We start from the raw sequence: 20,590 nt of genomic DNA on the forward strand, positions 1-20,590 counted from the left end.
CGATGCGGCCTCTTAATTTTCTGAAATCATGAACATTTATGATCAATATATTGAAGATTTAATACCATTTGCGGAAGATGCTATTTATGAAGGTGATTACCATCTGGCTCATAAGCTGCTAATGAGTGGGTTAACGGATGAGCCGGGATACCCTAAGTTACACTATACTATGGGTTGGATGTATCACTACTATCAGGTGAATGAGGCTTTGGCAGAGCGCCACTATCAGCTTGCTATTTATTTCGATGCTTCTTATGTAGAGGCCTATGAAAATCTGGCTGACTTATACTGGGCAAAGCGTAAATATCAGTCTTTAACACAACTTATGTTAAAAGCAGAAAAATGTGAGGAGATTGATAAGGATTACGTTTATAGCGTGTTAGGTAAAATAGCAGAAACACAATGTGAATACAGAAAAGCGATAGGCTATTATCGTAAAGCTTTAATGAGTTCGGTAGATAATCATACTACCAAGGAGTTGAAGCAAGATATTAAAAGAACAAGAATTAAGAAATTTAAAAATAATTGGAAATGGCAACGACAAAGTTGACAGGGAAAGAACTGAAGCAAATTGACTATCCGGAAGGAAGAGCCATAGGTGAAGCCCAAAAAGCAATGGAGGCCGGATATAAAGGTAAAAGCAAGAAATTTAAGCTGGAGCTTTTGCAGAGAGTAGTTCAGAATCCGGCGCTTTATCTTAAGCATGATCAGTTAGGATCAATCGCTAAATGTTTGATTATAAAAGAGGAGGCAGAAACAGTAGAGCAGTTAAATACCAAAAGGATACCTTATAATACTTATGGTGCTGAAGGGATTGAGCCTGGTGCGGTAAACCAAATGGAAATAGCCATGAAGCTCCCGGTAACACACTCGGGAGCACTGATGGCAGATGCTCATCAGGGGTATGGTTTGCCTATTGGCGGAGTCCTGGCTACTAAAAATGCGGTGATTCCTTATGGTGTAGGTGTAGATATCGGGTGTAGAATGTGTATGACCTTATATGATATGCCAGCCGTATTTGAGTATGAGAGCTTGAGCTATTATAAAAAGCTATTGAATGATAATAGCAAATTTGGGAATGCTGTCTTTAAAAGGCCCAAAGGGCATGATGTGCTCGATAGAGCGGAATTTGGAGAAATCAATATCCTTAAGTCTTTAAAGGACAGGGCTTATGCGCAGATAGGAACTAGTGGAGGAGGTAATCACTTCGTAGAGTTTGGTGTGGCTGAGATAGTAGATGCTGAAAATGAATATGGTTTGCCGAAAGGGAAGTATTTGGCTGTTTTGTCTCACTCAGGTTCTAGAGGCTTGGGAGCTAATATAGCCAGGCATTATACCAAGTTAGCTATGGATAAATGTAGGCTTCCGGCTGAAGCTAAGCATTTGGCATGGCTAGATCTTGATACTGAAGATGGGCAAGAATACTGGCTGGCAATGAACCTAGCTGGTGATTATGCCTCGGCATGTCATCATCAGATTCATGAGAGAATGGCTGTTTCATTGGGTGAAAAGCCACTGGCTATGATAGAGAACCATCATAACTTCGCCTGGAAGGAGCTAGATGTCGAAGGTAATGAGATCATTGTTCACCGTAAAGGAGCTACTCCTGCGGGTAAAGGAGTGATGGGAATCATACCCGGATCTATGACTTCTCCCGGATTTATAGTGAGAGGAAAAGGAGAGCATGCTGCTATCAATTCTGCCTCTCACGGAGCAGGAAGGGTCATGTCTAGGAGAAAGGCTAAAGCTATGATCACCAGAGATGAGGTGAAAAGTCATCTGAAGCATGCCGGTGTTCATGTAATCGGTTCCGGGGTAGATGAGGCTCCGATGGTATATAAAGATATCCATCAGGTAATGGCTGCTCAGCAGGATTTGGTAGAAGTAGTAGGAACCTTTACCCCTAAAGTGGTGAGGATGTGTGGAGATGATAGGTTTGCTGAAGTGGACTAATTTTTCCGGCACAGGAATGAGTTTTCCTTTTCTGGGAATTTATAGAACATTAAAATCCTTTTTTTTTTGGCCAAATTGAGCTAAAAATGAAATGGCACACCAATTGACTTACACTTAATAGGTTTAGGTTGATTAATAGGACTGTATGGTTTGTAGTTGGTTTAACGATACAGTCAAAGCCGCCCTCTGGTAAAGGGCGGCTTTTTTTATGTTTTGATGGAATTACTGAAGTAGGTTGATTTGAGATTTATTCAAAGCGCGGCTATACTTTTATCTTTCCCCTCCGAAGAGGAATGCTCCAATTCTTATTCCGATGTAATTATTTTTAATTTCAGGAGTTTTCTCAGTTTCACCATTGGGTTTTACAATAGTTTTGCTCTCAGTTTTACTGCTGATGTTGTAGTCTATATTGATGTTAAAGTGAGCTATGTCTAAACCAATTCGTGGATAAAACCCGAATTTCGATTCAGTATCATCAGAAACTTTAAGAGAGTTGTCAGTGAAGTCTAAAAATCCAATAGAAGTGGCTTTGTATATACCCAAGCCAAGCCCTATATAAGGACGAATCTTGGAGTCAGATAAATAATATTGACCGTTAAGGGTGTAAGAGCTGCGACCATAAAGCTCATTATCGCTGTCATCAAAAGTTCGAGACATGGCAGTACTTTCCCATCTAAAACCTATGGCAATGTTATCATTTAATCTATAGGCCGGTTCCACATCAAAAAGAATTCCGGGACCTCCATCAGGAGTGGCATAACCTAGGCCTAAGCCGAGTTTAAATGGTTTGTAATTCTGAGCCTTAGCAGCTATGCATGAGCAGGTTATGAGCGCTAATGATAATAGTAATTTATTCATAGTCTATAGTCAGAAATGAATTTAATGTGAGGATTGTGTTGTTTTGTATTGATTAATATTGATGCAATATATTGAATATTTGGATTAAAAATGAATTAAATTGATAAATAATATTGATTGTGGATGCTTGGGCTATTTGATTTTTCTGCGAAGGATTATTTGAGTTGCGCTTCAAAAAAAAACAGCCGCTTGGCTCAGGCCAAACGGCTGTTTTATAGGTTTGAGATGTTTTGCTGTAGAGTTTTTAGCAAGTACATCTCGTGTCAAATTAGATTCAGGTTGTTATACTTTATTTTCCGCTGTCAATAGCTATAAGCTTTGGTGCATCATTTATAAAATTGTCTAACACACCATCTGCGATTTTGATAGGACCATCAAAACGAGTAGCGCCTGGGATACTCTGAACTTCAGAGGCCTCATTGGCTAATTTTTGAGCCTGATTAAAATATTGTTTAGCGGAAATGCTTCCTTGATTGGCGGCACCCAGACCGGCGGCTGTAAGTTGGAGAGCCCTCCCCCATAGTTGCATAGCTTCCAGCCAGGGAGCTGATTCAGTAATAAAGTCAGCATCTACTACCTGAGATTGAATAATATTCGGAGCAGTCGCAAATTTGGAAGCTTGTTCTTTTAACTTTTCAATGGCTTGGTTTCTTGAAGTTGCTGATCCAAAAGCAATTTCGTAACGTACTTTATTAAGTTTCTTTTTTAGATCCGGAGCTTGCTTTTGCCAAGGCTGACTGCCAAAAGTAGGGGCAATGTGCTGTGTGTCAAAAAAGGTTAATAGGGCTTCAGTAGCTTGAGGATCTTTATTGGCTAAATACCTAGCTGCATAATACCAGGTAAGTTCAGGATCATAAGATGTATCATTCCAACCGAAAGCAGCTATTCCTATTACTGCTACCCGGCTTGCTGCTTCTTGGTTCATAGGGTTAGAAAGTATACCTGAAAGTTGCTCAGATAAACCCGCTTCACGTTTGTTATAAGGCGCCAATAGTAATCGGCCTGTGGTTTGAGCATAATCATTTACAGGATAGTTATCCCACAATAAAGTTTTTCTTCCAAAAGCTTTTGTGGCTTGCTTGGCATCACCCACTGAAATGGCAGGGGGAACTACGTCAGTTCCTGTCCATTGAATAATAATTCTAGGATCCAGGTTTTCAGTTAAAGCCTTTTTATAATCACTTTCTTTAGCGTCGTAGTATTCTGTAGGTACGGTAATAAGTGGCTGTGCTTCAGGATCAAGTTTATCAAGGTTAGCTTGCAATTTGTTGAGTAACTCTGCTTGTGCAAGTCCGGCTGCTTTAGTGCCTGAAGGACCATAAGTTTTTTCGTCTTTATCGCAGTTCCATTGTTTATATTCAATATCATCAAGAGCCACATAAAAATTATGGATGCCTATGGTGCGCAGTACTTTGAATTTATCTTCTAAAAGCTGAAGATCATTAGGATCAGAAAAACAGATAGTTGGCCCCGGAGATATGGCGTAAACAAAGTTAATTTGGTTTCTCTGGGCAGTGCTTACTAAAGACGCAAGTTGGTCTAAAATATCTTTTGGATACGCCTCACGCCACTTGTCACGAGCATAAGGATCGTCTTTTGGGCTGTAAACATAGGTGTTGGCTTTTACGGTTCCAAGAAATTCCAGGTGTTTAGCTCGGCCTTCCATAGTCCAGGGTTTGCCATAAAAACCTTCAATGGTTCCTCTTATAGGCATGGCAGGGTGGTCTTGTATAGTAATAGCAGGTATGGCCTGATCTTTAATAATTTGACTTAAAGTCTGAGCTCCATAAAAGAGACCGGCGTCATCATTACCAGCTATAGTAATTAAGGCGCCATTATCAATAGTAATACTGCTCAATGAGTATCCTTCCGGATTTTTGTCTTGTTTAGCATTACTTTGTTTTAATGCGGCCTCAATCAGTTTGTCATTACTTATTCCTAATACTAAATGTGGGAGTTCAAAGCTGCGAGGTAATCGGCTAGCTGTAGTTATTGTTTCTACTCCGGCAGTTTTAAGAATATTACGAACCAGCTGAGTGGCTTCTGTGGTTGTGCCTGAGCCTTCAATAAGTACCACTTCTTTGCCAAGTGATATGGTTTTATGGCCTAATTCAACAGATGTAGGCGTGGGTACTATTAATGGTAGTGTGGTTTTATTGCTTGCGTTCTGGGCAAAAATAGTGTTGAGTCCAACACTTAAGAGTGTTAAACACGTGAGTATAATTTTCATTAATCGTTAAGATTTTAGTGTATATGAATTATTCTGTAGTTCCGTTTTAGAGATTTGGGTTAGGTTTAGACGGATAATGGGTAGGTGCTATATAGGTGGCTTTTGAAGCTCGTTGTTTATCCTATTTCTGAATGCAGATGAGGCTTGAATCTTAAAGTATTTTTTCAACCCAAAATAAATTTTTTGGAAGAGATTAGCCTTAAGATATTCGGTGGCTTCAAAAGTTTATATATTTAATTTGAATATTTCTTCATATCTAAAATTTTGTTGTTTTACAGATTGTTGGCCTTAAAATTAAGTGTAAAACTTAATGTTCCAAATTAAATTTTGATGACTGGGGTTGCGTCCGGTTCTGAAATATTAACATAGAATGAGTGGTAATTAGACATGTGGGATTTCGTGAATTTTAATAAATCTGCTATTATGATCATGACGGTTTTTTTCTTCATTTGCCCAAAGTAGGCTACTTAGCTTTGTGACCTTTGTTACATAACCCCTATTTCCTGAGGTTTGTCATGTAATTCGTTGTTGTTCGTCAGGTTTGTGGCTGTAATGGCGTTTTAATTTTGTTTTAAACAAACAGAACTACAGAACCAGGAATTATGAAACGCAACAGAATTATAATTATCGGAGGGTTGTCAGCCGGCCCTTCAGCTGCAGCTAAAGCTAGAAGAACTGATGAAAATGCTGAAATTATTCTTTTTGAAAAAACAGAACACATCAGTTATGCCACTTGCGGTATCCCGTATACAATGTCAGGGAAAATAAAATCTCGCGATAAGCTGATGGTGGTTTCACCTGAGTTATTAGAAAATAGGTTTAAGGTAGATCTTCACTTGAATGAACCGGTTATAGATATCGATCCTGATGCTCATGAAGTAAGAACGCATAAAGACTCTTATAAATACGATAAGTTGATAGTAGCAACTGGTGGGCGCGCCTTTTTACCTCCTATTAAAGGCATAGATAATTATGAAAATTGGGCCTTTGCAAAAACGATTGAGGATTTTGATGAAATAACCAAAAAAGGAGTGATAAAAGAAGCTGATCACATTACTATAGTGGGTGCTGGGCTTATAGGTTTGGAAACAGCTGAAAACTTAATTCATGCGGGTAAAAAAGTGACTGTGGTAGAGCTTAGTGATCATGTGCTGGTGAATTGGGATAAGAAATTTACTCAAATGGCAGCTAATGAATTGGTGAGAAATGGTGTGGATCTTAAGCTTGGTGTTTCAGTAATTGAAGTAAATGCAGAAAGTAATGAGCTGGTTCTCAGTAATGGCGAAAGGTTTAATACTGATTTTATGCTGGTGAGTATAAGTGTAAAGCCTAATACTGAAATACTGGTTGAAAAAGGTGCTAAGCATCTGCCAAATGGAGCCTTGATAGTTAATGAGTATATGGAGACGTCGCTAGCAGATATTTATGCGGCGGGCGATTGTGCGGCTATTCCTAATTTATTGATTCAGGAATCAGGTTGGTTCCCAATGGGAACGCATTCTAATAAGGCCGGCCGGGTGGCAGGAGCTAATGCGGCAGGTGCACAAGAGACTTTCTCGGGAGGATATGGTACATCTATTATGCAGCTCTTTGATTACACTATTGCAAGAACAGGCCTGGGGCCAAAAGAATTAGCTAAAAGAGGTGTTCCATTTGAGTCTTCTATGATAATAGCCGGAACTACACCTGGTTTTTATCCTGATCCCAAAGACATTTTCCTGGAAATATATTACGCTCCAGATACTGGAGTGCTGCTGGGGGCTGAAATGATAGGAGAGAAAGGAGTAGATAAAAGAGTTGATGTGCTTTCTACGGCTATTTATGCTAAGCTTACCATTCATGATCTTCCCAGATTAGACTTGGCTTACGCACCTCCCTTTTCTCCGGCAAAGGATCCTGTAGTAGTGATGGGTTATGTTGCTGAGAACTCATTAAAAGGCAATTTTATAGAAGTGAACGTAACGCAAGCAGAGAATTTGATCGATAAACAAGAGTTGCTAACCATCTTAGATGTTCGTTCACCTCTTGAAATTCAGAACAATGGCGCTATTGAAGGTTCAGTTAATATACCTTTAGATGAATTGAGAAATAGAATTGAAGAGCTAGACCCATCTCAACCTATGTTAGTTTATTGCGCTAAAGGACTACGAGGATATCTTTCATCTTTGATTTTAGCGCATCATGGCTTTGATACTATCTATAATTTGGCAGGTGGATATACTGCTTGGGATAGGATGAAGGGTGTGGAGGAGTTGGTTTAGAATATCGAATTAACACTATCTCATTCTAAAGTTGATTTTGTTTAGAAATATGGACTGTGGATGGTTTAGTGACCTCGAAATTCCAGCAGATAAACTGAAATTCCACCACACAGACCCCGAATAACTACAAATGGCCTTTATTTATCATTTTTGAGGCATTAAGGTAATGGCATGCCAATTGACTTAAGCATATCAGGTTTAGGTTGATTAAAATGTTGTATGGTTTGTCGTTGGTTTAGCCATACAGCTCAAGTCGCTCTCTGGTAAAGGGCGACTTTTTTTATTTATAGCTTTTTTTGATTTCAGCTGAATTACTTAATAAGCTTTTAAATGGGATTTACCATTCCAATAAATGTAAGAATTTTCCTGTTTGTGGAAGGTGTTTTTGCGGTAAGATGCTTAAACGCTTCAATTGGGCCGATTAATTAGTGGCATGTCAATTGACTAAGGATTATCAGGTTTAGGTTGATTAGTAAATGAGCTGTATAGTTAAAGTTGGTTACTATATAGCAGCAAAAGTCGCTCTCTGGTAAAGGGCGACTTTTTGCATTTATGACTAATAAAAAAGGAGGCTGAAACCTCCTTGATATTATTAATTAAAATTCTGCATTGTCCGGTGTTCTTGGGAATGGAATCACGTCTCTTATATTTCCCATTCCTGTAACAAAGAGGATTAACCTTTCAAAACCAAGTCCGAAGCCACTGTGTGGTGCAGATCCGAATTTTCTCAGGTCCAAATACCACCAAAGGTCTTTTTCAGGTATTCCTAATTCGTCTACTCTGGCTTTTAACACATCATAGCGTTCCTCTCTCTGAGAACCTCCTATGATCTCGCCTATGCCTGGGAAGAGTACGTCCATAGCGGCTACCGTTTTGTCATCATTATTTTGTCGCATGTAAAATGCTTTGATGTCTTTAGGGTAGTTATACAGAATTACGGGTTTTTCAAAATGCTTCTCTACCAGAAAACGCTCATGTTCTGACTGTAAATCAGCACCCCATTCCTCTATTAAGTATTGGAACTTCTTCTTTTTATTAGGCTTCGAGTTTTTAAGAATGTCAATAGCCTCGGTATAAGTAACGCGTTCAAACTCATTGTCAGCCACAAACTGCAATCTTTCTAAAAGACTCATGCTGCTTCTTTCATTCTGAGGCTTGCCTTTGTCTTCGTCCAGAGCTCTTTGGTTTAAAAACTCAAGGTCATCTTTGCAGTTTTCTAATGCATATTTCACTAGGTATTTAACAAATTCCTCTGCTAAATCCATGTTGTCATTAATGTCATAAAAAGCCATTTCTGGTTCTATCATCCAGAACTCAGCCAGGTGACGAGAGGTGTTTGAGTTCTCAGCTCTGAAAGTAGGGCCGAAAGTGTAAATCTCAGACATACCCATGGCGGCAGTTTCTCCTTCTAATTGACCAGAAACAGTGAGGTTAGTTTCTTTTCCGAAGAAATCTTCTTTATTGTTTATGGTGCCATCCTCATTTTTAGGAGGGTTGGCTAAGTCTAAAGTAGTTACACGAAACATTTCGCCGGCACCCTCAGCATCAGATCCTGTGATGATAGGCGTATGCACGTTATAAAAACCTTTTTGGTTAAAGAAGTTGTGCACAGCAAATATCATGGCATGGCGAACCCTGTAAATAGCACTGAAAGTGTTCGTTCTAACTCTTAAGTGAGCTATTTCTCGTAAAAATTCCAGAGAGTGTTTTTTAGGTTGTAAAGGATATTTTTCAGGATCAGCATCACCTAAAACTTCCAGAGACTCTACTATAATCTCTACGGTTTGGCCTTTACCTAATGACTCTTTCAATTCACCTACTACGGATACACAAGCACCTGTGGTTACACGCTTAAGCAACTGCTCATCCATAGCTTCGAAATCCACCACAGCTTGCATGTTATTAATTGTGGATCCGTCATTTATGGCTATGAATCGATTACTACGGAAGGTTCTTACCCAACCTTTCACATTGACTTTTTTTCCGATAACGGGAGCATCAAGGAGCTCCTTAATTTTGATTCTTTTTAGATCTTCCACAACTAATATTTAATTGATTTGTTAATGCTTACTAGAGCCTCAAATAGATCGGCAAAAAAACGATAATTTAGGCTTTTAGTCAAAGAATCATAGAAATATAATAACTTTGATGTAAATTTATTCAGAGCAAGATTTAAGTAAAATCATAGGATGCAGAAGCTTGGTTTAACCCAAAGTTTACAACAAAAATTATCTCCGCAGCAAATTCAATTCATTAAGCTGCTACAGATCCCTACTGCCGAGCTGGAAAGCAGGGTTGAAGAGGAACTGGAGGAGAATCCGGCTTTGGAAGAAGGAAAAGAAGAAGAGTCAGAGGATATCACAGATGATTATGAAGATACAGATACTCAGCAAGATGAAGATCTGGATGTAGAAGATTATCTGCGAGACGATGATTTTAGTGGCTATAAAATGCAAGGCGACGGCGATAATGAAGATAAAGAAATGCCGATAGCTATGCATTCTACTCTTAATGAGCGCCTGATGGATCAGCTGGGGTTTCTCAGGTTAGATGATCGGCAATATGTGATAGGCAAGCAACTCATAGGGAGTATTGAAAGTGATGGTTATATCCGTAGAGATGTAGATTCTATTATTAATGACCTGGCTTTTTCTCAAAATATAGATACCGATGTAGATGAGGTAGAGGAGATTTTGCGTAAGATTCAGGACTTTGATCCTCCAGGAATAGCAGCCAGAGATTTACAGGAATGTCTCCTTTTGCAGTTAGAAAGAAGACCTGATGATCAGAATGTAGATGTTTACGTAGCTAAAAAGATATTGGGTGAGTGCTTTGATGAATTTACAAAAAAGCACTATAGCAAAATAATGAAGAAGCTAGACATAGAAGATGAAGACTATGTTAAAGATGCTATTGAACTCATAAGAAAGCTAAACCCCAAGCCCGGCGGAAGCTCTACAGGACTGGTAAGAACACAATACCTCATTCCTGATTTTATACTTTCTAATGATAATGGTGAGCTGGAGTTATCTTTAAACTCTAGAAATGCGCCAGAACTTAGAGTGAGCAGATCTTATTCTGAAATGCTACAAGCATATGATAAGAGTGATAAGTCTGATAAAAAGCTCAAAGAAACGGTAAGCTTTGTGAAGCAGAAGCTCGATGCCGCCAAGTGGTTTATTGATGCCATAAAACAAAGGCAACATACCTTGCTTAACACTATGCGAGCGATAGTAGACTTTCAGTATGAATATTTCCTGGAAGGAGATGAAAGTAAGCTTCGTCCTATGATTTTAAAGGACATCGCTAATATTATCAATATGGATATTTCCACCGTTTCTAGGGTGGCAAATAGTAAGGCTGTGCAGACTGATTTTGGTATTTTCCCGCTTAAGTATTTCTTCTCTGAAGGTATAGCTACAGACTCTGGTGAAGATGTAAGTAGCAGAGAGGTGAAGAATGAGCTGAAAATGATTATTGATGAGGAAGATAAAAAGAAGCCTCTTAGTGATGATAAATTGGAGAAATTGTTAAAAGCTAAAGGCTATAATATAGCCAGACGTACAGTGGCGAAATATAGAGAACAAATGAATATACCTGTGGCCAGGTTAAGGAAAGAGTTATAGGTTTGAGGCAGTTGGCTAATTTTATTTCGGTATTGTTCCATCCATTACTGATGGCTACACTTTTAGTGCTCACTTTGTACTTTTTTGCGCCATCAGTGATTTTGCCAGTAGATGACAATTCTTTATTGGCAGTAATTACTATTATTTTCGTTTTAACATATCTGCTCCCTATTGTTAGTGTATTGATGCTTAAGGTTACTAACTCTATCAGTAGTATCCGCTTAGAAGATAGAAAAGAAAGACTATTACCTTTTTCCTTTATTACCATGTGGTATGGTTTAGCGAGTTATTTCTTTATTAGTAAGCCGGTTTTCGGAATGAATTTCATGGTCATGTTCGGATCCATGACTGTTACCATTTTGCTGGTTACTATCACAACCTTCTTCTATAAAATAAGCGCACATAGCGCTGGCACAGCTGGGCTTTTGGCTTTTTTGCTGGTCTTTCATTATAAATATCTTGATAGCATGCTTTTTATTCCTCTAATGATTGCCTTAGTGCTACACGGATTGGTTTGCTCATCGAGATTGTATCTTAATTCTCACTCTCCTGCCGAAGTTCATCTCGGAAGTTTACTAGGTTTTTCTGTCAATTTTGCGGCAGCATTGTTAATATTATAATAAAGGCGAATAAGTTGGTATTTATCAGTCCATGGTGAATAAAAACGATGATCGTTCTTTTTATATAACAAAAACCTAATCCTCATGTATGAACATTTGAAAATTGCTACTGAAGGTGGTGTCTGCACCTTGACGCTCAATAGGCCGGAAGTATATAATGCACTCAATGATACTATTACTTATGAGCTCCAAACTGCACTAAAGGAAATTAATAAAGATGATGCTGTGAGAGTGGTGGTCTTCACTGGGGCTGGAAAAGCATTTTGCTCTGGTCAGGACCTGAAAGAAGCTTCGTCTAACGATAAGAAATCCTTCATGGAGTCATTGCATAAAAGGTATAACCCTATTATTAGATTAATGAAGGGAATGCCTAAGCCTATTATTTGCAAGCTTAATGGTGTGGCTGCTGGGGCAGGCTGTTCTTTGGCTTTGGCTTGTGATTTAATAGTGGCGGCTGAAGAGGCAGTGTTAACTGAAGTTTTTGTTAACATCGGTCTGGTGCTAGATTCAGGATCTTCATATTTCCTGCCTAGGCTGGTGGGAAGTGCTAAGGCTTTTGAATTAAGTACTATGGGCTCTCGTATCAGTGGGAAAGAAGCCTTTGAGTTGGGAATAGTCAATAGAGTGGTGCCTGCGGCTGAGCTAGATGAAGCAGTGAAAAAGTATACCGATTACTATGCCAATGCTCCCACCAAGGCCATAGGTCTGATGAAGAAGATGCTTAATAAATCGGGAAGCTCAACGCTAGATGAGATGTTAGAGTATGAAGCTTACTGTCAGGAAATAGCAGGCGAAACCCATGATTATAAGGAAGGAGTTAGCGCATTTATGGAAAAGAGAAAGCCTGATTTTAAAGGAAATTAGTCATAAAAAAAGCTGTCACTAAATCAGTAGCTTGATTAGAAGATACTTTAGTGACAGCTTGTTTATGTTTTGTATTGCTTCTTTTGCTTAGAAGGCAGTGAATGTTAATCCCACTGTAATCTTAGTAGCGTCATCTGTTCCTTCTGGGCCATCATCAAATAATGGAGATAAACTCTGGTAGTAGAATAAGTTGAAGCCTCCAATACCCATTCTGCCGGTAAGGCCATAACGGAAACGGTTAAGTCCAAAGTCTTTTTTGATTTTCAATTTGGCATTTTCATCGCCATCAGAATATTTGATTTTGGTATGAGAAGTAAATCTTACTCCTACTTTACCGCCAACGCTTATGTTGAAGCTTCTTCTTTTGTCATCAGGGTTAGCAAAAAATCTGATTTCTAAAGGAATATCTAAATAGCTGGAAGCTAACTGTGATTTAGCTACATCCCAGTCATCGTCTAAAGTAACAGTGCTTACTTCAGTATCGCCTGAGCTGTTTACAGTTTGTTCTAAAGAAACGTCATTATCAAATTTAAATTTATCAACGCCAATACCAATACCTGGTCTTATTTCAAAGCCGGTGTTTCCTATAGGCATGTCATATAAATAATACATCTCAAAAGTACGTGAGCCGAATGTGTTGATATCTAGCTCTTCAGAATTATCCTGCAACACATTCCATCCTATGTTTAGGATTAATGAACCAGGGATATCAGGCCTGGCAGCACGATTTCTGATTTTCATAGGCTGAAGCCTTTCGGAGGGGTTCTCCTTGTTTTTTTTAGATGGTTCTGTGCCAGTAGCAAAGGCTGAAACAGAAATAAGTGCTGTGAGGAAATAGAGTGAAATTTTCTTCATAGTATAATTAACCTGAAATCTTTCATTTTATTGTAGGCGTCAAAGATAAGGTTTTTTAAAAAAGTATACGTGAATAATACTTTTTTTAAGAAGAATTATTACTTACATTTGCAACTCAATTTTGAAAAACGGCCTCGTAGCTCAACTGAATAGAGCACTTGATTACGGCTCAAGAGGTTCCAGGTTTGAATCCTGGCGAGGTCACTAAGCGAACTGAAAGGTTCGCTTTTTTTATGCCTCATACTTTTTCACCTGAAATAAATAAAGCAGACAATCTTTTCAATCTTTTTTTGCTTAAAAGCTGCTGTATTGTAACAAATTACCGTTTAGGTTGTAGTTATAATTGATAAATTCTCTGCTGATAAATTCTATTGTTTTATGATATATTGCAAGTAAGACTTATCAGGTTTATTAGCCTTGTTAAGTTAAATAGATTGTCATAAAGATAAATTTTTATTAGTTTGAGCCGATCTTATTATAGTTGAAATATATTAATGAATAATCAAAAAGATAACCCTGTATTACCCAATCTTCTTGTGGTAGGAGTTGCTAAATGTGGCACCTCGTCTTTACATCAGTATTTAGAGCAACACCCTGAGGTATATATGTCACGGGCTAAGGAGCCAAGATATATTACCAGCCAGGTAACGGATCTTCCGCTCGGAGGGCCCAAAGATGATAAGGTGGAAGCTTGGTACATTAAAGATTTTGAAAAATATAAGGACCTGTTTACGGATGTAAAAGACGAGAAGATTATAGGGGAGTCCAGTGCAGATACTTTTTATTTTCATGAGAAAACAATTCCATTTATTAAAAAGCTATATGGAGATCCTAAGATTATTATTTTACTGAGGCATCCCGTGAAGCGTTCATTCTCTGCCTATCAACATTTGAGAAGAGATGATAGAGAGCATTTATCTTTTGAGGAAGGCCTAAAAGCTGAGCCAGAAAGAATAGAAAAAAACTTTGAATTGATCTATCATTATAAAGCTGTAAGTCAGTATTACGAAGGGGTTAAGGCATTTATGGATAATTTTAGCTCTGTAAAAGTAGTGCTTAACGAGGAGCTGTCTTCTTCTCCACAGAGTGTAATGGAAGATATTTTTGATTTTCTAGGAGTTAAGAAGAATGTGGAAATAGATGCTTCTGAGCGTCATAATATGTCAGGAGTGCCTAAATCCAGATGGTTACATGAATTTTTGTTTGAAGGCAAAAAGATTATAGTGGTACTTAGGCCATTTGTAAGAATGTTTTTGAATAAGAAGAGAAGAGAGAAACTGTCTCGAAAAATCATGCAACGTAATCTTACACGTTTGGAGATAGATAAAAATACCAAAGACGAATTATTTGAGTATTATAAACCAGATATTAAAAAGACAGAGACTTTATTGAATAGAGATCTGAGTCTTTGGAAGTGATCTGATGTAGAATTTTATTGATACGATATTAGATTTTACCCTTCAGGCGAGTATATTTTAGTTCCCAGCTAATAATATTCTCGCCTTTTTTATTGCCAGATGGTATGTGGCTGAAACCCAGCCCTGTTAAATAGTAGCTTATCTATTTCATCGGTCATTAATCGATAATATACGTCGATTATCTAATTGATTTAATTAAATTTTTTTTTGACTACAATTTTTTAGTCTCCATTATAGTTGTCTGAATTACGATATGCTAAAAAGTATAAAAGGTTTAATTTTATATAGAAAAAAGCTGAAAATGATTTTTTTTCATACTTTTATTTAATCAATTAAGTTCTTTTTTGTAAAGTTGTCTATAGTTTAGTGTAGCTGTCTTTAATTTTTGTATTGCACTATTTATATTATATATATAATTTTTTAATTTGTTTAATTCATGCAGTTAGTGGAATTTTCTTTAGAGCAGGAGAGTAAAACTGCAATTCATATTGCCCAGGCTCTGGCTAAGGAATGTCATAATAATGAGTATAATGCGGCTCACTTACTTAAGGCGCTTCTTCATAAAGATTCGGGTTTAGATTCATTACTCCTTAAGCTTGATGTTGATGTTTATTATTTTGAAGAGTGGTGCGATGTTAGGATAGAGTCTCTGCCTAAAAAAGCGAGTATTTCTGATGTGATTGAAGGTGATAGGTCGGTTGAATCTATACTTAATGAAGCGGATAGTGTTAAACTCAAATTGGGAGAGGAAAAAATAACTCCTACAGCCCTTCTTATTTCGGTATGTACGCCAGGAGTAGGCTTTTCTTATGAGCAGCTTAAAACATTACCAATAAAAGGTGATGACATTCTTCAAGTGGCAAAAGTAGCTTCAATAAATCCTGAAAATGGAGCCGTAAAACAGGTTTTACCATCAGGAGTAGCAACTACTGTACTTAGTGATTATTGTGTAGACAAGGTTTTTGAGGCCGATCAGAATCAGCTTCAGGCCATTTCTGGTAGAGAAGCTGAAATTAAAATGATGCTGGAGGTGCTGGGAAGGCATTCAAAACCTAATGTATTAATAACCGGTGAACCCGGCGTGGGAAAGACCGTTCTGCTTGATGGTTTTACTCAAGTGGTGGTAGATGAGTCAGTGCCAGCTGCATTTAAAGGAGCTCAGATTTATGAGTTAGATTATATACAACTGGTATCAGGTGCCACTTATAAAAGTGAAATAGAAGACAGGTTTAAAAAGGTGCTTAATGCCCTTAAGGGACTATCTAAACCTATTTTGCTTATAGACGAGATTAATAATATTACCAATAAGGAAAACGGTAATCCTGGATTAGTAAATATTCTGAAATCAGAACTGGCTAAAGGTCAGATAACATTTATTGGAACCGTTACTAATGATGCTTTCAGAAAAAATATAGAAAACGACGAAGGCCTTTTCAGACGATTTGAGGTGATCGGTTTAGAGGAGCCTAATGAAGAAAGGGCTCTAAAAATGATATCCGATACTATTAGTAAGTATACAGAGCATCATAAACTCACGGTAGATGAAGCTACAATAGCTGAAGCTATCCGTTTGTCAAAACGATTTAACAAAGAGAGAAGTCTACCAGATTCTGCTATTGATCTCATAGATCGCACCATGTCGGCCACGCGGTATATGTTAGAAACTACGGCAGATAATGTGCAAAAAGTAAAAGCACAGGTGCAAGTTATAGCTGAAAATAGTTCTGAGGATCCAGTAAAATTAAATGAGCTGGAAAAAGTATGGTTAGAGTTAAAAGGACTTTTTAGTTATTTATTATTTGAAGATTGGTCAGAAGAATCAGTATCAGGCATTTCTGAGGTGGACAAATATGTTGAGGCCATAGAAAATGTACTTGATCAGTTTCAGACTAAGGTCAGTGGGCGATCGGAATTGATAGAGCAGAATGATGTAGCTGCTACTATCGCTAATAAAACGGGTATCCCGGCAGGTAAGCTTCGTACAGATGAAAAGGAGCGATTGCTTACCATGGAAGATGAACTCAAGAAAAGAGTAATCGGGCAGGATCATGCTATCGTTTCAGTTACGGAAGCTATATTGGAATCTAGGTCTGGACTGAGCAAGCCAGGTTTGCCCATAGGATCTTTCTTTTTTACCGGGCCTACAGGTACGGGAAAGACAGAGCTGGCCAAATCATTAGCGGAATTTTTATTTCAAACCGAAGAGGCAATCATTCGCTTTGATATGTCAGAGTTCAAAGAAGAACACTCGGCTGCTTTGCTCTATGGAGCACCTCCAGGATATGTGGGATATGAAGAGGGAGGCTTGCTGGTGAATAAAATTAGGCAAAAACCTTACTCTATAGTGCTTTTTGATGAAATAGAAAAGGCGCACCCTTCAGTTTTTGATATATTCCTTCAGATTTTAGATGAAGGTAAATTAAGTGACCGATTGGGTAAAACAGGTGATTTTTCTAATGCCGTAGTGCTTTTTACTTCAAATATTGGTAGTGAGCATGTGGCTCAGTCTTTTTCAGCAGGGGAGATTCCAAAATCTACTGATCTTCTGGATTTGATGTCTATGCATTTCAGACCTGAGTTTTTGGGTAGATTAACAGAGATAGTGCCTTTCTCTCCTATCACTGAAAAGGGTGTTGTCAGAATATTTGAGGTGCAGATGAAAGATCTGTACAAAGCCTTAGAGAAACAAGAAATTACTTTGGAGCTATCAGATGAAGCCAAAAGCTTATTAGCGCATAAAGGTTTTACTCCAAAATATGGGGCCAGACCTATCAGAGGTGTAATTCGGTCAGAGCTGCGCTCGCCATTATCTCGCAAGATCATTAGTGGGGAAATTACTAAAGGTAGTGTGGTGAGTCTCTCCGTAGAGGGCGAGGAGCTAGTATGGAAGTATAGTTAAGTTATATATAAATTATCAGTTAAAACATTTTATCATTTATCAACATAAATTTTTTATTCTATGGATAATAAACTCGGATTAGGCGGAACAGAGGTGCAGACCGATGCTGGTGAAGCCATAGCGGAAATTGGTCAGAATAAGACATTACTTATTCAGAAACTAACTCAGGATCAATCATTAAAACCAGAGATAGTTACAGGGTTAAAAACTCTTGATGATGTTTTTGATCATTATAAACCAGAAGTAGAAGTAGAGTTTGAAGATGCTGAAGGTGTAGAGAAGAAAGAAACTTTGAAGTTTAGTCATTTAGGAAATTTCGGTAAAGATGGAATAATTGAACAAAGTAAGTTTTTAAATGATCTTGATACCGAAAAGCATCAGTATCTCAAAGTAATTAAGCAATTACGAACAAATAAGATATTAAAGAGTGCTTTGGCTGATCCTGAAGCTAAGCAGGCTTTATTAAAATCTATTAAATCATTAATCGCAGAACTAGAACAAGAGAAATAAACCATGGCAGTTCAAGAAAATAAAGCAGTAAGCACTCAGCAGGTAGAGAATCCGGCAGAGGAGCTGAAGAGGAATGAAGAGAAACTGGCCAAGTATGGTGGGTTTGATCTTTTAGAAGCCTGTATTGATGACGTACAAAATATGAATCCTGAGCGTAAAGCCAGGAAGAAAATATTTTTAACAGAATCATCTAAGAAGTTAGAAAGACAAAAGCTTAAGAAAACACTCGAAATATGGAGTGACTTGTTAGAGACTTCAGATGATTTATCAGAATTAATTGATGAGTCAGAAAAAAGGTCTGAACTAGCTGGTGAAACTCTTAAAAAGAACCTGAAAAGATCTTTGGATCAGACACGTGAGCTAGAGGAATCTTATAGGTCTGTGGCCCTTTTCTTTAAGAATACGGAGACTCAAAAGCTTAAGAATGTGAATATTCTTAATGCTGAAATTGATCAGTTAAAAGATCTTGATAATACTCGATTTATTGATGCAGTGCATGAGGAATTGGTTCAGAATTATGATCGATTAGACCTTAGAGATAACTACAGCTTATTAGTGGTTCCTGGTTATTTAGGATCTAACAAGGTGGTAGAAAAATGGGCTAAGATAGCACACGAAAATAAAGTGATGCTGGTAACTGACTTTGAGCACCTTGATGAGCCAGATGATGTTATGGAGCTCTTTGAAGCGGCTAACCTTTCTGGTGGAGATAAGTATCGTTCTAACGTGATTATGACCTGTAACTGGTTAGTAGGTAGAGGTAGAAATGCCGACGTAGGAGAGGAAGAGGATATTTTTGTGGCTCCTTCCAGTGCCTTGGGAGGAAAGATCTATAAGACACTCATGTCTCAGGTTACTGCAGGTAAGAAGTTCGGAGGAATGAACGAGGTTGACGGTGTTAAATTCGACCTTAAAAAAGGTGAAATCTCTCAGCTGGAGAAGCTAGGTTTGGTGCCTATGGTTTTTGAATATGGTAAAGTAATGGCGTTTTCAGCTAAGACTTTGTTTAACGGAGATAATCTGGGCTTGCAGACTTACTCTGTGGTGCGTGTGTTTGACTACGTTACTAAGGTGCTGATGGACTTCTTAAACAGAAGGGCTTTCGAAAACTTCAATGCCAAAACCAGAAGAGAGCTTATGGGGCAGATAGTGCAGTTTTTAGATGGTATTACCGGACCAGATAAGCTTATTGAAGATTTTTCTGTAAAGCGTTTTGAGCAAGATCATATTCAGAAAGATAAAATACATTTGGATATTCATTTGAAACCTTATTTCCCGGCTAAAAACTTCATGATTAAGATGGATGGACAGAAGGGTGATGATGGTTCTGAGTGGAATTCAGAATATAACGAAATGTAAATTTCATATTGGAGACTGTGTTGTGTGGAACAGTCTCTTATTTTTTTACTTATGCGGCCGCTTTTACCTGATGAATATAGCGTTCAGGAATTTTTTACATCTCAAAAAGGATAAAAGTAGTTAGCAGCCTAAACTCCTTAACTTATGAGCATTACCGCTAAATTGCATGTAGAAGGTACTACCTACAATGTAATATGGTTCAACTATGGACTGAAGCAAAAAATGGACGAAACAGGTCGTCCTTCAGCTACTCCCTTGTTTTCTGGCTTACAAGTGGTAGTAGAAGCTACCCGAGATAATTTATTTTTCGATAAAGCCGTTCACCCTACCGAAAACGTAAAAGAAATCATACTTGAGTATGTGCCTAACTTGCTGGGCAGTAAGACTAGACGCATATCTTTTTTCGACTGTCATGTGGTGATCAATCATACTAGTTTTATTTCGCAGGGCGACTCCCCGATGTCGGAGTCACTTTTAATAACCGCTGGAGGCGTTAAAGACTCGGCTTCATCTACTGAATATTCAGCTTTTTGGAGGAAGACTTTCGCCGCGCCTGTTTCACAGGTAGGGGAGGAGGAAAAAGGGGAGCCAATTATTGAGACAGCTTACTTTACCACAATAGATGGAGTGAAAATACAGCAAGCTGAATTGCATATAGGAAGTGAAGTTTATTACGTGATAGAATCCAAAAATGCGGTCGGTGAAACTATCGATTTGAGTTTTTCTGATTCCATGCGTGATTTCATATTTCAGGGAGAAGTAATTCCGAATGATTATTTAGAGGGAGTAAAAATTACTTCAGATAGAATCAAGCTGAAATTGGAGGTGGTGCGGGATAAAAGCTCAAATATAGGTTAATCGCTGTGTCAATAAATGGTAATGAAATCGTACATTCCATATTACTACTGATGCCTGCAAATATTCTAAAGAGAGTGAGGTACACGTTTATTTAACTATTCTAAATATTGAAATTCTATTATTTTTCATTTTCGGATTATTGTAATCTAAAGTAGAGTAAATATTCATGGAGTAACATGTCAAGCAAATATTAAAATTTTGTAATTGAATGTGCTAATTAAAAATTGAACTACTAAGTGGAGCTATATTATTAGTTCATTTTAATCCTGTTTTTTGATA

The 20,590-nt window shown here is 37.9% G+C and carries 15 protein-coding genes and 1 tRNA gene; 12 read left to right on the plus strand and 4 right to left on the minus strand.

The annotated features are described in order from the left end of the window. Positions 1–28 precede the first annotated feature (28 nt). Both LVD15_RS11125 and LVD15_RS11130 read left to right on the plus strand, forming a co-directional pair. Entirely contained in the window at positions 29–550 is a 522-nt protein-coding gene (locus tag LVD15_RS11125; protein WP_233780405.1) for a hypothetical protein, read from the plus strand. Next, positions 532–1,953: an RtcB family protein gene (locus tag LVD15_RS11130; protein WP_233780406.1), complete on the plus strand. Its 1,422-nt coding sequence runs from the start codon at positions 532–534 to the stop codon at positions 1,951–1,953. Before LVD15_RS11125 ends, LVD15_RS11130 begins: the two co-directional genes overlap by 19 nt. Before the next feature lie 270 nt (positions 1,954–2,223). Here the strand turns inward: LVD15_RS11130 and LVD15_RS11135 are convergent, their stop codons facing one another. After that, positions 2,224–2,811: an outer membrane beta-barrel protein gene (locus tag LVD15_RS11135; protein ID WP_233780407.1), complete on the minus strand. Its 588-nt coding sequence runs from the start codon at positions 2,809–2,811 to the stop codon at positions 2,224–2,226. Between the two features lie 289 nt (positions 2,812–3,100). Then, positions 3,101–5,041 carry a glycoside hydrolase family 84 protein gene (locus tag LVD15_RS11140; protein WP_233780408.1) on the minus strand — a complete coding sequence of 647 codons (1,941 nt, stop codon included), beginning with the start codon at positions 5,039–5,041 and terminating at the stop codon, positions 3,101–3,103. A gap of 602 nt (positions 5,042–5,643) precedes the next feature. Here LVD15_RS11140 and LVD15_RS11145 point away from each other — a divergent pair. Continuing rightward, positions 5,644–7,302, plus strand: a complete 1,659-nt coding sequence (locus LVD15_RS11145; protein WP_233780409.1) for an FAD-dependent oxidoreductase — start codon at positions 5,644–5,646, stop codon at positions 7,300–7,302. A gap of 596 nt (positions 7,303–7,898) precedes the next feature. Here the strand turns inward: LVD15_RS11145 and asnS are convergent. After that, complete coding sequence (asnS, locus tag LVD15_RS11150) at positions 7,899–9,341, minus strand: asparagine--tRNA ligase (RefSeq protein ID WP_233780410.1); 1,443 nt, start codon at positions 9,339–9,341, stop codon at positions 7,899–7,901. 150 nt (positions 9,342–9,491) lie between these two features. Here asnS and rpoN point away from each other — a divergent pair, with 150 nt between their 5' ends. The 3 genes from rpoN to LVD15_RS11165 all read left to right on the plus strand — a co-directional run bounded on the left by rpoN (position 9,492) and on the right by LVD15_RS11165 (position 12,412). Continuing rightward, the gene (gene rpoN, locus LVD15_RS11155; protein ID WP_233780411.1) at positions 9,492–10,928 is read left to right on the plus strand and encodes an RNA polymerase factor sigma-54; all 1,437 of its coding nucleotides are present in this window, start codon (positions 9,492–9,494) and stop codon (positions 10,926–10,928) included. A 50-nt stretch (positions 10,929–10,978) separates the two neighbouring features. After that, on the plus strand, positions 10,979–11,548 hold the full coding sequence (locus LVD15_RS11160; RefSeq protein ID WP_233780412.1) for a phosphatase PAP2 family protein: 570 nt from the start codon (positions 10,979–10,981) through the stop codon (positions 11,546–11,548). Positions 11,549–11,632: 84 nt separating this feature from the next. Beyond that, the gene (locus tag LVD15_RS11165; RefSeq protein WP_233780413.1) at positions 11,633–12,412 is read left to right on the plus strand and encodes an enoyl-CoA hydratase/isomerase family protein; all 780 of its coding nucleotides are present in this window, start codon (positions 11,633–11,635) and stop codon (positions 12,410–12,412) included. A gap of 87 nt (positions 12,413–12,499) precedes the next feature. Here the strand turns inward: LVD15_RS11165 and LVD15_RS11170 are convergent, their stop codons facing one another. Beyond that, positions 12,500–13,267, minus strand: a complete 768-nt coding sequence (locus tag LVD15_RS11170; RefSeq protein WP_233780414.1) for a porin family protein — start codon at positions 13,265–13,267, stop codon at positions 12,500–12,502. A gap of 130 nt (positions 13,268–13,397) precedes the next feature. Here LVD15_RS11170 and LVD15_RS11175 point away from each other — a divergent pair. The 6 genes from LVD15_RS11175 (at position 13,398) to tssD (ending at position 20,311) form a co-directional block, all read left to right on the plus strand. After that, positions 13,398–13,471 (plus strand) — tRNA-Arg (locus LVD15_RS11175). 290 nt (positions 13,472–13,761) lie between these two features. Next, on the plus strand, positions 13,762–14,685 hold the full coding sequence (locus LVD15_RS11180; protein ID WP_233780415.1) for a sulfotransferase family protein: 924 nt from the start codon (positions 13,762–13,764) through the stop codon (positions 14,683–14,685). Between the two features lie 436 nt (positions 14,686–15,121). Next, a complete protein-coding gene (locus LVD15_RS11185; RefSeq protein ID WP_233780416.1) occupies positions 15,122–17,584 on the plus strand; it encodes an ATP-dependent Clp protease ATP-binding subunit in 2,463 nt (820 codons plus the stop codon). A 60-nt stretch (positions 17,585–17,644) separates the two neighbouring features. Next, positions 17,645–18,094, plus strand: a complete 450-nt coding sequence (locus LVD15_RS11190) for a hypothetical protein (protein ID WP_233780417.1) — start codon at positions 17,645–17,647, stop codon at positions 18,092–18,094. Between the two features lie 3 nt (positions 18,095–18,097). Further along, positions 18,098–19,453, plus strand: a complete 1,356-nt coding sequence (locus LVD15_RS11195; RefSeq protein WP_233780418.1) for a DUF5458 family protein — start codon at positions 18,098–18,100, stop codon at positions 19,451–19,453. 144 nt (positions 19,454–19,597) lie between these two features. Then, on the plus strand, positions 19,598–20,311 hold the full coding sequence (gene tssD, locus LVD15_RS11200; protein ID WP_233780419.1) for a type VI secretion system tube protein TssD: 714 nt from the start codon (positions 19,598–19,600) through the stop codon (positions 20,309–20,311). Positions 20,312–20,590: the final 279 nt, after the last annotated feature.

Source organism: Fulvivirga maritima (assembly GCF_021389955.1).
Classification (GTDB): Bacteria; Bacteroidota; Bacteroidia; order Cytophagales; family Cyclobacteriaceae; genus Fulvivirga; species Fulvivirga maritima.

What these genes read in the sequence shown, in the direction of transcription:
- LVD15_RS11170 (WP_233780414.1), bottom strand. Translation starts at nt 13,267, where the DNA reads ATGAAGAAAATTTCACTCTATTTCCTCACAGCACTTATTTCTGTTTCA.
- LVD15_RS11195 (WP_233780418.1), top strand. Translation starts at nt 18,098, where the DNA reads ATGGCAGTTCAAGAAAATAAAGCAGTAAGCACTCAGCAGGTAGAGAAT.
- LVD15_RS11160 (WP_233780412.1), top strand. Translation starts at nt 10,979, where the DNA reads ATGGCTACACTTTTAGTGCTCACTTTGTACTTTTTTGCGCCATCAGTG.
- LVD15_RS11165 (WP_233780413.1), top strand. Translation starts at nt 11,633, where the DNA reads ATGTATGAACATTTGAAAATTGCTACTGAAGGTGGTGTCTGCACCTTG.
- tssD (WP_233780419.1), top strand. Translation starts at nt 19,598, where the DNA reads ATGAGCATTACCGCTAAATTGCATGTAGAAGGTACTACCTACAATGTA.
- LVD15_RS11185 (WP_233780416.1), top strand. Translation starts at nt 15,122, where the DNA reads ATGCAGTTAGTGGAATTTTCTTTAGAGCAGGAGAGTAAAACTGCAATT.
- LVD15_RS11145 (WP_233780409.1), top strand. Translation starts at nt 5,644, where the DNA reads ATGAAACGCAACAGAATTATAATTATCGGAGGGTTGTCAGCCGGCCCT.
- LVD15_RS11130 (WP_233780406.1), top strand. Translation starts at nt 532, where the DNA reads ATGGCAACGACAAAGTTGACAGGGAAAGAACTGAAGCAAATTGACTAT.
- LVD15_RS11135 (WP_233780407.1), bottom strand. Translation starts at nt 2,811, where the DNA reads ATGAATAAATTACTATTATCATTAGCGCTCATAACCTGCTCATGCATA.
- LVD15_RS11190 (WP_233780417.1), top strand. Translation starts at nt 17,645, where the DNA reads ATGGATAATAAACTCGGATTAGGCGGAACAGAGGTGCAGACCGATGCT.
- LVD15_RS11140 (WP_233780408.1), bottom strand. Translation starts at nt 5,041, where the DNA reads ATGAAAATTATACTCACGTGTTTAACACTCTTAAGTGTTGGACTCAAC.
- rpoN (WP_233780411.1), top strand. Translation starts at nt 9,492, where the DNA reads ATGCAGAAGCTTGGTTTAACCCAAAGTTTACAACAAAAATTATCTCCG.
- LVD15_RS11125 (WP_233780405.1), top strand. Translation starts at nt 29, where the DNA reads ATGAACATTTATGATCAATATATTGAAGATTTAATACCATTTGCGGAA.
- LVD15_RS11180 (WP_233780415.1), top strand. Translation starts at nt 13,762, where the DNA reads ATGAATAATCAAAAAGATAACCCTGTATTACCCAATCTTCTTGTGGTA.